The sequence below is a fragment of the Gottfriedia luciferensis genome, assembly GCF_001712755.1.
Taxonomy (GTDB): Bacteria; Bacillota; Bacilli; order Bacillales; family Bacillaceae_G; genus Gottfriedia; species Gottfriedia luciferensis_B.
On the sequence record NZ_MDKC01000035.1, the window covers coordinates 239,260 to 254,045 of the forward strand.

Below are 14,786 nucleotides of genomic sequence, written 5' to 3' on the forward strand. Positions count from 1 at the left end.
ACAATTCAACTTTTTGTTCTAACGATTTCATGAATGTAATCCTCACTAATTATAGTGAGGATTACAAATTCCAACTAATCTTCTTATTAAAGAACTTATATAGTAGTTCACTTTTTTTAGAAAACTAGCTTATTTTTTAAAACATTTTCAATTCAATTTTATCGATATTGATTTGAATTTGCACCGAAATTCTTTTTGAAAATATCGATATTATCTAACGCTTTACCTGTCCCCATTGCAACACAGTCAAGAGGGTCTTCTGCAACTATTACAGGCATATTTGTTTCTTGAGCAATTACTTTATCAATATTACGAAGAAGTGCTCCACCGCCTGTAAGTACGATTCCACGATCAATAATGTCTGCTGATAACTCAGGTGGCGTTTTCTCTAATGTATTTTTTACAGATTCAACAATTGCCGCAACTGTATCACTTAATGCTGTTGCAATTTCTTCTCCATGGATTGTAATTGTTTTAGGTAAACCTGAAATTAAATCACGACCACGAATATCCATTTGTTCATCTGATTCACTTTTAATAGCTGAACCAATTTCAAGCTTTAACTGTTCGGCAGTTCGTTCACCGATTGATAAGTTATAGTTCTTTTTAATATATTGAATGATCGCTTCGTCCATATCATCACCGGCAGTACGAATCGATTGACTTGTAACGATACCACCTAATGAGATAATTGCAACTTCAGTTGTTCCTCCACCGATATCAACAACCATACTACCTGTCGGTTCCATAACCGGTAAATTAGCACCAATTGCAGCAGCAAACGGTTCTTCAATTAAGAATGCATCGCGTGCACCAGCTTGTCTTGTTGCATCGATAACGGCTCTTTTTTCAACAGCAGTAATACCTGATGGTACACATACCATTACGTAAGGTTTACGTGAGAAAAATCCGTTACTTTTTTGAGCTTGATCAATATAATGCTTCATCATTGTTGCTGTTGTTTCAAAATCAGCAATTACACCATCTTTCATTGGTCTAGTTGCAACAACATTTCCTGGAGTACGACCAATCATTAGTTTTGCTGAGCCACCTACAGCAACAATTTGTTTCGTATCCGTCCTTAAAGCAACAACAGAAGGTTCTCTAACCACTATTCCTTTTCCTTTTACAAAGACTAAAGTATTTGCCGTACCTAAGTCTATTCCTAAATCACGAGTAAATCCACCTAATCCAAACATATGTATCTCCCTTTCTAAAACTTACAACTTAAATTCATATTTAAAGTATCTATACTATATTCTCTTATCGTTAGTAAATAACAGGTTTTTATCCATAACTTACATTATAAAACAATTAGTTACTAATGAACACCCTTAAACGCAACCTTTTTCTTTTAAACTGACATACTTATGTTCACCAATTATGATGTGGTCTAGTAATTCGATTCCAATTATTTTTCCACATTCAACTAATCGTTTTGTTACTTCGATATCTTCTCGACTTGGAGTAGGATCCCCACTCGGATGATTGTGTAAGCAAATAATCGAGCTTGCAGATCTACGAAAAGCTTCTTTAAAAACTTCACGAGGATGAACAATCGATGCATTTAAACTACCTTTAAAAATAGTTTCGCGGGCAATAACTTGATTTTTCGTATTTAAGTATAAACATACAAAATGTTCTTGTTCAAGAAATCGCATTTCATCCATCATAAATTTTGCACAATCATCTGGACTTTTAATAATAAATCTTTCGTCATATTGAAGTCGATTAATTCTTTTTCCTAATTCAAAGGCAGCAATTAGCTGTACAGCTTTTGCTTCACCGATACCTTTAATATCAGATATTTCTTCAACAGACGCATTCATTAATAATCTTAGTCCATCAAATTTCAATAAAAGTTCGTTTGAAACTTTTAAAACCGATTCATTTTTTGTCCCAGTTCTTAATAAGATCGCAAGTAAATCCTGGTTAGACAAACTACCGGGACCAAATGTTAACAATCGCTCTCTTGGCCTTTCATCTTTCGGAAAATCTTTAATGAGAACCGAATTTGACAAAGTATCACCTCAAATCAAAAGTTAAAAATTTAGTTCTCTTAGTTTTTTCTTAACTTTATTGATCGGAAGTCCAACAACAGAATAATAGTCGCCGTCTATTTTCTCTACAAATGTTCCGCCATATCCTTGTATGCCGTAAGAACCAGCTTTATCCATCGGTTCATTCGTATTGATATAATCAATTATTTCTTGATCACTTAGTTCACTAAAGGTAATTTTTGTACATTGATAAAAGCTACTACTTTTACCTTCATTAATAATTGAAACTCCAGTAAAAACCTCGTGTGTTTTTCCAGATAGCATTTTTAACATGGCAAATGCATCTTCTTTTGAGGTAGGTTTACCTAGTTTTTTATCATTATAAGTAACGATCGTATCAGCACCGATTACTACTGCATTTGGAAATTTATTAGATACATCTATAGCTTTTTCTTCCGCCAATTTCAATACAATCTCAGAAGACTGCAAGTTCTGCTCCATTACTTCTTCAACATCACTAGTTTCAATGATAAAAGGGATATTTAACATGCTAAGAAGTTCTTTTCTTCGAGGAGATGCAGAGGCTAATATAAGTTTTTTCATTTCATTCACCTATTATTTTTTTTTAAAAGGAAGGATACATGACTATCCTACCCAAGTAATCACTATAACACAAATTAGTAAAAAACACTTTTCGTTGTCTATTCGTTATTAAAATGTAATAAAAATGAAAGTTTTGTTAAGTATTAAAATACCCTAATATTAAAATTTCATTTTTATATATTTTATGTCTAAATCCAGTCTTTTCAGAATAAATTTTGCTTAAAATTTGAATAGATATAAATTACAATAAGAAATTTTTAATGATAAATATTAATTTCTTTCATTCAATTTGTAATATAAAATACACTAACAAAAATAATTTGTCAGTGCATTCACGCTGCTAAAAAATAATCTTCAAACTTATTATCAAATTTACGTAAAGGAGTAGAGTGATGTTGATTTCCACTACAGGATGCTCGCTTTCCATGGGGCGAGACCTGAGCCTCCTCGGCAAGCCTGCGGGGTCTCAGCCTTCCCGCTAATCCCATAGGAGTCGAGCACCCTTCCGTTCCAATCAACTTTTTCATCAAAAAAAGTTTGCAATAAAAACCTAATCAAATAGCCTTTACTTAAAGTAATATAACGGCTGTTTAATAAACTGTTTGTAGTCAAATAATAACTAATTAATTTACAATCTAATAAATCGAATTTGTTTTTTGAATTAGCTCATAATATTTTCAACTTCAAAAAAAACATTACTAGTGTTGTTGAAATAAAAAATTGCTCAAACATTTTAAAATTTAAAATCAAGAATAAATCATCAAAAAATGATAATTTAATCAATAATAACTGATCACTTAGAGTACGTTTACTCTATTGACTATTTTATATTTCAACAAACTAAAAATACACTAACAAAAATTTAATTTGTTAGTGTATTTTTTTGTTCTTTTAATATTTTAAATAAGGATAACATGTCGTATTGGACTGATTGGGTTACTTTATTTAGATTTTGTTTACTGCTTGAGGACATTACTTTTTCGATGTTTTGTAAGTGCTTAAGTCCACTTAGTAATTGTTTATTTTTAATATAATCTTTTTGCTTACTTAGAATTAACATCGTTGAGCTTATTTGTTCAAGTTGTTTTTCATTATTAAAGTTATTATCTGTTAAATACGATAACATAAAATTAAATGTTTCCACTTCAGCTTTATACATATCTACTGATTGTTTTGGGCCTTTGTATATTTGCCCTCCAACTGTTTCTTCTTTTAAATAAGTACTTTTAAATTTTTTCTTAACTTCATCTGCTAGAAACGTGCTATCTTTCCCGCTCAAGGCAATAACGACGAAAAAATTATTATTTTTTTCATAAATGACGGGGGTAAAGCCATTTGTAGATACTTCTTTTTCATTTTTCTTCGCTGATTCCATGCTTTTATACATTCCAACTTGTGCTAGATCAAACTTCACTGCTGGAATCTTCATTTGGACTTGGTTCGTTGCTGTACCAGAAACCGATACACTATTTTTAGTTTTGTTAAGTGCATCTGGCTTTGATTGTTTAAATATCCCTAAAAATACAAACCCAAAACATAGTCCTATTAAACTTGCTCCTATTATAGAAATAATAATACTTTTTGATGGTGACTTCTTTGTGAAAAAAGAAATCTTCCTTTTCTCCTTCACCTTTTGCTCTGGCTTAATCTTTTTCTTCTTTTTAACATCATCTAAAACGATTACTTTTTTACCTAACCCATCAGGAGTTGGTAAAACCCATCCAAATTCCCCGTTCTTCTCCTCTACCTGATTTTGGGAATTAACGGAACCTTCTTTAAACGCTTTTTCCTCGCCATTAATTTTAATTGATATCTTTGAGGACTTGTCCATATGAATCCTCCTACTACTTTATTTTAAAACGTAAAAAAATACTAACATATAATCCCAGAAAAACACGCCGACATTTGTCGAGGACAAACAGGTATCGTGCAACAAAAAATTACAAAAACTTGCTCATTTCTTATCTACATAAATAAATAACCACCGTAGGATTCCCGGTGGTTATTTGCTATACATTGCCACTTTATTTCTTCCAGCATTTTTTGCTTTTGAATACATAGCTCTGTCTGCACATCGAATTAAGTCTGACGGTTCTATCGCCACAAATGGTGCAACTGCTGCACCTATACTTGCTGTTACTGTTAACTTAATCTTTTGATCTTCGTTAGTCAGATGATTTGTAATGTAAAATGGAATAGTTTCTAGCGATTTTCTAATTTCTTCTGCTAAATCATATGTTTCTCTGTCACTATGATTTACAAGCAGTACTGAAAATTCTTCTCCACCAAAACGAGCAACTAAACCACTTTTCTTCACTACCATTTTAATCCGACTTGCAACTTCAAATAATACTTCATTACCTGCTTGATGACCGTACCTGTCATTCACTCTTTTAAAATAATCTAAATCAATAAGAAGTAATGAAATTGTCTTTATCTTGAATGTTTTCAACCGTTCAAATTCTTCTTTAATTTTAGATTCGAGATATTCAAAATTATATAAGCCGGTTAAAGCATCAGTTTCACTTCTGATTTTTGTTTGTAAGTAAAACCTTGCATTTTCAACTGCAATTGCGAGATATAATGCAAGGATTTCGATCAAAACTACTTGGTATTTTTCAAATGCATTTTTTTGTTCCGATGCAATTGTGAGTACACCAACTACTTCTTGATTTTTTATAATTGGGATTGATAATAAACTTTCTGCTTCTAAAAATTTCAAATGATCATTGGTGTACCATTGTGATCGTCTGTTAAAACTATATCTTCTTTTTTCAAAAAATACTTTTTGAGAGATTGACCCTTCAAGCGTATCAAAGTAAGGACAACTAAATATTTTTTCATCACATTTATTTTGAAAATATCTTATTAATTTAAGTGATTTATCTTCGACTATAAATAAATTCCCATATGAAACTGGAATTAAAGTAGTTAATTGTTCAAAAAACTCATCGATTACTTGCTCTTCTTCCATTCTTTGAGAAAGTTTTTGACTGATTTTCATTGTTTGCCTTAAATATTTGTTCATATTTAAAGCAGAGGATAAAGAGTTTAGAATAATCATTAAAATGATATAGTAAATCGTTATGTAGATTATCGTAATATATCCTTTTGTCTCTAGCATTAAATAAAGACTTATTCCAATTGGATACATTAATAAATAGATAAACAAATCCCACTTAAATTCCCTATTTATCAATTTCATTTCTCTTTTATATAAATAAATCGTAATAAAATAAATAACGATTTGATTAATCCAAAAAGATGCTAGTGTGTATATGAGGATTGGAAATAAGCTATTCAATATTTCTTTAGTTCCAGTAGGTTCAATCTTTCCCCCAACTAAATAATAAAGTAGTGCACTACCAATAGAACATAATGCAAACATTAACGAATTAAGCGGCATTCGGTAGAGAGTATTTTTTGTAATACTTAATCTTATATACAGAATCGAATAGGCCAATTGACTTATTAAAAGTTCTGCAACTAAACCATACGATAAAAACACCAATATTGAGATTCCGAAAATAAAAGAAAATGTAGCATCATTAATTTTAATCGGCATATTGGCTACAATTAGAAATAACGCGATTATAATTAAAAAATTTGAACGATCTATTTGTCTAAGAGGGCTAGCCATATTAGCATAATAAATTATGATTGGCATTAGAACAATCCATGCGATCCAAATCAACCTATTACTAAGCTTACTAATCAAGATTATGGGCCCTCCTTTACAATTCTAAGCGAATTTTTTTAGTAAATATCTTCTTACTACCGAGATAAAATATAAAGAACCGGTTATTAACAATATCTCGTTTTCCTGCATTTCCTTTATATTCTTATCGATTGCAACAGATAAATCACTTTCATATTTTATATTAAGTGTACTAGCATTCGAAATTAATTCTTCCTTATTCATCGCTCTAGGAAAATCAAAAGTAGTCATGACAATATTATTTGTTATTTCTCGTAATTCTTTTAACATCTCTCGAGTATTTTTATCTTTCAGGGCAGAGAACAGAATCTTTATTTCCTTATCAAGAAAACGGTTATTCATCGTCTCCACTAAACTTTTAATTCCTTCAACATTATGTGCGCCATCAATATAAATGATAGGATTTGAAGCTATTCGTTCTAATCTTCCTGCTTTTAGTGCTATTTTTAATCCTCTTTTTATATTATCTTCACTAAACTTCATTCCATATTGATTTTGTAATAATTGAACAACACAGATTGCGCAAGAAGCATTCCTAATTTGATGGTGCCCTAGCATTGATAACTCAATATTTTCAATTAACCTACCATTGCCTTTGTAATTAAACATTTCATAAAGTGAATCTTTCAATGGAGAAGCAAAAAAATGATTACCATACTCAAAATAATCAGCTTCATTTTTGATTGCGGCATTTTGAATAATCGTTAAAGCTTTTTCTTTCAATTCTGCTGTAACAATTGGAATTCCCTTTTTAATAATTCCTGCCTTATGCTTAGTGATTTCTTCTATTGTTTCACCAAGAATTTGTTGATGATCGTGGCCAATACTAGTAATGACACTAATTAGAGGTGTCATTACATTTGTGCAATCCTCTAACCCACCTAAACCAGCTTCAATTAAAAACATGTCATGTTCTTTTATTTTTCCGAAGAAGTAAAAAGCCATAGTTGTAATGATTTCAAATTCAGTTGGCGCACCACATGGTAATTGTTCAACTTCTTCAACAACTGGAATCATACAGTTTACTAGTTGGATAAATTCTTGTTTACTGATCATTTCACCGCAGAACATGATTTGTTCACGATAATCTAATATATATGGTGATGTAAAAGTTCCTACTGTATACCCTGCATCTAATAAAATACTTTGAAGAAAAGTAATTGTAGAGCCTTTTCCATTCGTTCCTGCGACATGAATTGCTTTGACACTTAGCTGAGGATTACCTAGTCTAACTAGCATTTCTTCCATTCTTTGTAGTCCAGGTACAATGCCAAATTTTGTTCTGTTATACATCCATTTCAGTGCTTCCTCATATGTATTAACCATCTTAACCCTACCTTTATAGTAAAAAACGACGAATCATTAACTCAATTCGTCGTTTTTATTTAACTAATTTCTATTGCAGATTAACTGCTTAAATTACTTATTTACTTAGTTCTGCAATTCGAGCTCTTACAGATTCTTGTTTTTCAAGATAATCTTTCTCTTTACGACGCTCTTCTTCAATAACTGATTCAGGAGCTTTCGCTACAAATCCTTGGTTACTTAATTTCTTTTGAACTCGTTCAACTTCACTAGTCCATTTTTCTAATTCTTTCTCTAAACGTTTTTTCTCTTCTTCAAGATTAATTAAACCTTCTAGAGGAAGATAAAGCTCTGCGCCACTAATTACTGCTGACATCGATTTCTCTGGTGCAGTTAGGTTAGTAGAAATTGTTAATTCTTCTGGATTACAGAAGCGCTCAATATATGAACGATTTTCTTCTAATGCAGCTGCAATCGTTTCATCCTTTGCAGAGATCATTAGTTGAACTTTTTTGCTCATTGGTGTGTTTACTTCTGCACGAATATTACGTACTGAACGAATTAACTCAACTAATATTTTCATCGTTTCAGAAGCTTCTTTATTTGTTAATTCCTCTTTAACTGTTGGCCAAGCAGAAACTGTAATAGACTCCCCTTTGTGAGGTAGAGATTGCCAAATTTCTTCAGTTACGAAAGGCATAAATGGATGTAAAAGTTTCATTGTGCTTTCTAGTACGTGTGCAAGAACTGAACGTGTCATATTTTTTGCATCTTCATTGTCACCGTATAAAGGAATCTTTGCCATTTCAATATACCAGTCACAAACATCGTCCCAAATGAAGTTATAAAGTACACGGCCAACTTCACCAAATTCATAACGATCGATTAAAGATGTTACACTTTCAATTGTTTCATTTAAACGAGTTAAAATCCATTCATCAGCAACAGATTTTTCTTTCGTTAAATCGATATTTTCATATGTGAAGCCTTCCATATTCATTAAAGCAAAACGAGAAGCATTCCAAATTTTGTTTACAAAGTTCCAAGTAGCCTCAACTTTCTCAATACTGAAACGTAAATCTTGACCTGGTGAACTTCCTGTTGTTAAGAAGTAACGTAATGAATCTGCTCCATATTTCTCAATAACATCCATTGGGTCAACACCATTACCAAGTGATTTACTCATTTTACGTCCTTGCTCGTCACGTACCAAACCATGAATTAAAACATCGTTAAATGGGCGTTTACCAGTAAATTCAATTCCTTGGAAAATCATTCGAGATACCCAGAAGAAAATAATATCATAACCAGTTACTAATACATTTGTTGGGAAGTAAGCTTGGAAATCCTTACTTTCTTCATTTGGCCAACCTAATGTTGAGAATGGCCATAATGCTGAACTGAACCAAGTATCTAAAACGTCGTTATCTTGATTCCAATTTTCAATATCAGCTGGTGGCTCTTGATTTACATAAATCTCACCAGTTTCTTTATGGTACCAAGCCGGAATACGATGTCCCCACCATAATTGACGTGAAATACACCAGTCACGGATATTTTCCATCCAACGTAGATACGTCTTTTCAAAACGATCTGGTACAAATTTTACGCTATCATCAGAATTTTGTAATGCTACAGCAGCATCAGCTAGTGGTTGCATTTTAACAAACCATTGAGTTGATAAATATGGCTCAACAACCGCTCCGCTACGTTCACTATGACCTACAGAATGCATATGTTCTTCGATTTCAACAAGAACACCCATCTCTTGTAAATCTTTAACGATTTGTTTTCGGCATTCAAAGCGATCCATACCATTGTATTTTCCTGCTTTTTCATTCATCGTACCATCTTCATTCATTACAAGAATACGAGGTAAGTCATGACGGTTTCCAACTTCAAAATCATTCGGGTCATGGGCAGGAGTAATTTTTACAACTCCAGTACCAAATTCCATATCAACATAATCGTCAGCAATAATTGGAATTTCACGATTAACGATAGGAAGTGTAACTGTTTTACCAACCATTGATTTATATCTTTCGTCTTCTGGATGAACCGCAATAGCAGTATCTCCAAGCATTGTTTCAGGACGAGTAGTTGCTATTTGAATTTTTCCAGTTCCGTCTGTTAATGGATATTGCATATGGTAGAATGCACCTTGAACATCCTTATAAATAACTTCGATATCTGATAAAGCTGTTTTTGTTGCTGGATCCCAGTTGATGATATATTCACCACGATAGATTAAGCCTTTGTTGTATAGCTTAACGAATACTTCTTTTACTGCATCAGATAGACCCTCGTCTAATGTGAATCGTTCACGGGAGTAGTCTAAACCTAAACCGATTTTTTCCCATTGAGAACGAATGTGAGAAGCATATTCTTCTTTCCACTCCCAAGCTTTTTCTAGGAACTTTTCACGTCCTAAATCATATCTTGATAAGCCTTCTTCTCTTAATTTCGCTTCAACTTTTGCTTGTGTAGCAATACCAGCATGGTCCATACCTGGTAAATAAAGTACGTCATAACCTTGCATTCGTTTAGTACGAGTTAAGATATCTTGTAATGTTGTATCCCAAGCATGACCTAAGTGTAATTTTCCAGTTACGTTTGGTGGAGGAATTACGATTGTATATTTCGGCTTTTCTGATTCCACTTGTGCTTCAAAGAATTTCCCATCTAACCAAAATTGGTAACGATCTTTTTCAACTAAATTCGGATCATATTTTGTTGGTAATGATTTTTTTGTAGTTTCCATTCGGATTCATCTCCTCTAATAATTATTGAAAAATAAAAAAACTCCACTCATCCTTGAAAAGGACGAATGGAGTTGAATTCGCGGTACCACCTTTTTTTGTCAGAAAAAACTTGTGTTTAACTGACACACTTAAAAAAGATAACGGATCATCCGGTAACTTCTAATCACCAAAAGCTTTGCTTTCGAAGTCACTGCTCAAGGGCGACATTCCAACTCTATTTTCTAGAAACCTCCCACCAAATGGTTTCCTCTCTGAAGAACTAGTTCGTTGTACTCTTCCCTATCATTGCATTTCATTATGAATATATGTAATAGTCTACAAAATTTTCTTAAGCTTAGTCAACATTATTTCTAATTTCTTTCTAGATTATTCAATAAGTGTCAATATAGTACCACATTTTTTAATACATAAAAAAAATACGAAAAATAATTGTAATGATTATTTAACATTCTGGTATACTAGTACTTATTTAATTATGCGATAATTATATAGTATGTAGATATAATTTTTAGGGGGATATTCATGGGTTTATTTAAAAATACATTAGCTCGTGTTCTCGGAATCGGTGGAACGAGAATTGATACAAAGCTTGAAAAAACAGAATATCAAGCTGGTGAACGAGTAAAAGGTGAATTATATATAAAAGGTGGTCGAGTTAAACAAGAACTAGATTCCGTCTTTTTACATGTAATGACTGAATATCAAATTGAATCAAATGATAAAATTATTAACAAGAATGGTACTTTACAAAAATTTATCGTATCAGTTGATCGTATAATAAATGCAAATGAAGAAGTTGTTATTCCTTTCTTTTTCACTTTATCTGAAAATACACCAGTATCACTTCACAAATCCCATATTTGGATTAAAACTCATTTAGAAATAGAAAAAGCTGTTGACCAATATGATGCTGATGGCGTTCAGGTTGTTCCTTCAGTAGGCTTAAAAACAGTTATCCAGGCACTTCAAGAAGAAGGATTTGTATTAAGAGATAGTGAAAACAAAAAGAAATATGGAAAGATCATTCAAGAATTTGAATTTTACCCAATGAATGGCGAATTCCGTGGTAAATTAGAAGAGGTTGAAGTGAACTATTTAAGCTTTGACAAAACAGTCGACTTAATCCTTCAACTTAATCAAAATCAAAAAGAAACAACTAGTAAGTTTTCAAAGTTATTTGGAACAGATGAAAATAATGTTCGAATCTCTTTTTCAAAGGATCATATTACGGACAAGGATTTTGTACGTAAAAGTGTAGTAAATGCAATTAAACGTCATGTAAAATAATAAACAAAAAAACATCTATCCATTGCAGTGATACTTTTATTGGATAGATGTTTTTATATTTTCTTTTAATTATCAGTTTGAACTCATAAACCATCTATAGATTTCTCTGCTTCAATATCCTCTTGTATTTTAGAGACAAAATATTCAATATTAATCATATGCCAGTATGCATTTAATAAATCTCTTACATTGTCTTTTTCATTATTAACCCCAGATCGCTTTAAATATTTAGAAATTTTGGAAGAAAACTGAGTTGGATATGCCATATAACTTAAAAATAACATTCTTTCCTCTTCTCTTAATGAAAAATTCTTTTCATACATTTTAAGCCAAGTATTACGATCAGATTGCTGAATAGGATATGTTTTAAAAGAATTCTTATAATAATTCGTTAAATCTTGAATTGGTGTAGTTTCTTGTGCATTTTCTAGATTGATAAAGACTCCTTCACCTCTTTTATTTACAAGAAAGTGGGAAATAGATAAATTTCCATGGTTCATGACAACTCTAGTATTTTCAGTTTCCTTCATTTTTTTAAACCATTCATCTAACTGTCCCTTAGCAAATTGATGTGCACTTAATATTTTATGAAAATAAGTACAATAGCTTAGTTCATAAGGTGACATATACCAATTATCTTCTGCAACTTCAATAAAATTTTCTAATACTTCTTTATCTTTACTCCACCTTTTTGTTAACGTATCATAATGGATTTGTAATTGATCTTTATCTACCTTTTTCTCTTTTTGTGTACTGTTGTGCATCTTACCTAGTGAAGTAAACATTCGTTGAAAATGTAAATTCTCATCTGACTTTTCATCAACACTTTCAATCCACGGCATTAAATAGTAATGCTTCGTATTAAATTCAACAATATAATCTCCACTCTGGGTATGATAGATTGGTACAACATTTCGAAAGCCTTTATCTTGTAAAGAACGCACATTTTCAATCAAATTATTTCTATAAACTCGATTTACGTTTGCCTCTTTTAGTGCGAATACACCTTGATTCGTATAGATTTTAACTACCTTACCAACAGTTTCAAAATAATTTGGTACAATATGATACTGGGCTAAAATGACGCTTATTTCATCTTTAGGTTTTCTATACAAGATGCGTCACTCTCACTTTCTAAATGCGTAAAAGCCTTGTATTAGTAGACAAGTGTCTTAACTAATACAAAGCTCTCACCATATTGTTATTGTTTTATAGCAGTTACAGGAATATAAATGATTTGCCCTTCTGATAAAAATTCATCATTCAAGTTATTAACCCGATTCAACTGCTGAGTTTGTAGATTATATTTTTTAGCTACAGATTCAATTGTATCTCCATTTTGAGCTAAATATAATTTTAATTTAGTATAAGAATCTTCTCTTCCTTCGCCAGTAAACAAACTTGAAAGTAGATTGTCACTTTTAACGCTTCTTGCTTCGCTTACTTCTTCTTTTACTTCCTTTTTACCAACTGGATCAGCTTTTATTTCAACTATTGGTAATTCAGGTGGTGGTGGTGGTGGTGGTGCTTCTTGCTGCTCCACTTGTGCTTGGTAATAATCCGCATAATATGGTGGTGTTTGACGAGCATCATTTGGACTTTCGAAATTATTTTCTTGATTTACTTGAGGGAATGGATTTTGATAGAATTGTTCTTGATTTTGATTATATGCAAATGGCGCTTGCTGATATTGTTGGTTAACATATGGTTGATAGTTTTGCTCTAAAGTTCGATTATATAGTTCTTCATATTTTTCTATTTCTTTTTGTGCATTGTTTTCATTAGTAGCATTTTGCAAAGTGCTAAAATCATTATCTAAGAAGCTAGGTCTACTATTTAATGAATTGTTTAAATAACTGTGTACATTAAAATCATTATTCAAGAAACTTGGTCGTTCATTATACGTATTATTTACATTGTTAGATACCTGTGTATCATTTTCACTTTGACTAGCTTCTGCATCATTATTATTCATTAAGAATCTCGGGGTTGTATCCACTGCTTGTGGTTCCATTGCTTGTGGTTCCATTGCTTGTGGTTCCATTGCTTGCGGTTCCATTGCTTGCGGCTCTATTGCTTGCGGCTCTATTGCTTCAGCTGATATATTAAAGCCTCTAAATACTTCTTCATATTCTTCTTCCTCTTGAGCCTCTGATTGTTCTTCTAACTGTTCTGACTGCTCTGACTGAGCCATAATTTCAAAATTAGATTGTTCTTCTACTTGTTGTTCCTCTTCATAACTTTGTTCATTGCTTTCCTCTAACTCAAAATAATGTTCCACTTCATTTTCAACTGCTTCGACTCGATCTTCAACTACTTCTTCAGGCTGAAAAACCTCTAAGTAAGTAGGTTGCCCAGGATATGTGTCTTGTTCTTCTTGCTCATCATTCTCTTCAAGGGATTGAATCCAATCACTGCCGTAAAGATTATCTTGTGCACTTGTTTCCTGTTCCGAAGTTGGCTGATGAAAGAACTGGAATTGTTCTTCTTGTTCTCTTTCTTCCTGATACTGCTGATACTCATATCCTTCATATCCTTCATTTCCTTCATTACTTGAGCGATATTCGTTTTCGTATGCGTAGCTATTATATTGCTCATAGCCTCTTTGTTCTTGATAAGTTTCTACTGCTCTATTATGGTCATGTAAACCAGAAATGCATAAATCAGCAGCAATTTGAATACTACCTTTTTCAGCTATTTGATAATCAAATGTCTCTACTGAAACACATAGATTTTCAAGATCAGTAATCCTAGTTAATGGTATTGAAATATCTACAGGGAACTGATGATTCATTTCACAACTACCATCTTCAAGAGGGATTACATTTTCAATCATTCTTGAAGGTGCTAATTCTCTTAATGAGTAATAATCACCTTGATTTGATAAATCAGGTGTGTAATTACCTTCTAAGGTTAAGACACCCTTCACTTGAACATATTCTTCAAATTGCTGTATAGTAATGTCTGGATTTAACGAGAGTGACCTTACCTCTTTAACTTCCTGTCCTTTTTGGAACCAGACAGTTTCTTTCAATGAAAAGCGAATATTTGTTTGATTTTCTGAAGACACCTTAATGTCCTCCTCTCATCGTCCAATTTGGTCTATGACAT

10 protein-coding genes and 1 other annotated feature are annotated in these 14,786 nt (G+C 32.2%); of the genes, 1 reads left to right on the forward strand and 9 read right to left on the reverse strand.

Translation table 11 applies throughout. The features are described from left to right. Window positions 1-158 precede the first annotated feature (158 nt). From BED47_RS20535 to BED47_RS20565, 7 genes are all read right to left on the reverse strand, one after another. Window positions 159-1,199 (reverse strand): rod shape-determining protein, encoded by a 1,041-nt coding sequence (locus BED47_RS20535; RefSeq protein WP_069035183.1) that lies wholly within the window; start codon window positions 1,197-1,199, stop codon window positions 159-161. A gap of 135 nt (window positions 1,200-1,334) precedes the next feature. Next, the gene (gene radC / locus BED47_RS20540) at window positions 1,335-2,021 is read right to left on the reverse strand and encodes a RadC family protein (protein ID WP_069035184.1); all 687 of its coding nucleotides are present in this window, start codon (window positions 2,019-2,021) and stop codon (window positions 1,335-1,337) included. Between the two features lie 21 nt (window positions 2,022-2,042). Further along, window positions 2,043-2,603 (reverse strand): Maf family protein, encoded by a 561-nt coding sequence (locus BED47_RS20545; RefSeq protein WP_069035185.1) that lies wholly within the window; start codon window positions 2,601-2,603, stop codon window positions 2,043-2,045. A gap of 862 nt (window positions 2,604-3,465) precedes the next feature. Continuing rightward, on the reverse strand, window positions 3,466-4,434 hold the full coding sequence (locus BED47_RS20550) for a hypothetical protein (RefSeq protein WP_069035186.1): 969 nt from the start codon (window positions 4,432-4,434) through the stop codon (window positions 3,466-3,468). 171 nt (window positions 4,435-4,605) lie between these two features. After that, window positions 4,606-6,321 (reverse strand): sensor domain-containing diguanylate cyclase, encoded by a 1,716-nt coding sequence (locus BED47_RS20555; RefSeq protein WP_069035187.1) that lies wholly within the window; start codon window positions 6,319-6,321, stop codon window positions 4,606-4,608. A gap of 24 nt (window positions 6,322-6,345) precedes the next feature. Continuing rightward, window positions 6,346-7,647, reverse strand: a complete 1,302-nt coding sequence (locus tag BED47_RS20560) for a bifunctional folylpolyglutamate synthase/dihydrofolate synthase (RefSeq protein ID WP_069035188.1) — start codon at window positions 7,645-7,647, stop codon at window positions 6,346-6,348. A gap of 97 nt (window positions 7,648-7,744) precedes the next feature. Further along, the gene (locus tag BED47_RS20565) at window positions 7,745-10,387 is read right to left on the reverse strand and encodes a valine--tRNA ligase (protein ID WP_069035189.1); all 2,643 of its coding nucleotides are present in this window, start codon (window positions 10,385-10,387) and stop codon (window positions 7,745-7,747) included. 55 nt (window positions 10,388-10,442) lie between these two features. Further along, window positions 10,443-10,683: a binding site (T-box leader), on the reverse strand. A 227-nt stretch (window positions 10,684-10,910) separates the two neighbouring features. Between BED47_RS20565 and BED47_RS20570 the strand changes: the two genes are divergently transcribed. Next, entirely contained in the window at window positions 10,911-11,675 is a 765-nt protein-coding gene (locus tag BED47_RS20570; RefSeq protein WP_069035190.1) for a sporulation protein, read from the forward strand. Window positions 11,676-11,758: 83 nt separating this feature from the next. On the opposite strand, the gene ysxE is transcribed toward BED47_RS20570, so the two are convergent. Together ysxE and BED47_RS20580 are read right to left on the reverse strand one after the other, a co-directional pair. Next, on the reverse strand, window positions 11,759-12,790 hold the full coding sequence (gene ysxE, locus BED47_RS20575; RefSeq protein WP_175403532.1) for a spore coat protein YsxE: 1,032 nt from the start codon (window positions 12,788-12,790) through the stop codon (window positions 11,759-11,761). Window positions 12,791-12,876: 86 nt separating this feature from the next. Beyond that, a complete protein-coding gene (locus tag BED47_RS20580; RefSeq protein WP_069035191.1) occupies window positions 12,877-14,745 on the reverse strand; it encodes a LysM peptidoglycan-binding domain-containing protein in 1,869 nt (622 codons plus the stop codon). Window positions 14,746-14,786: the final 41 nt, after the last annotated feature.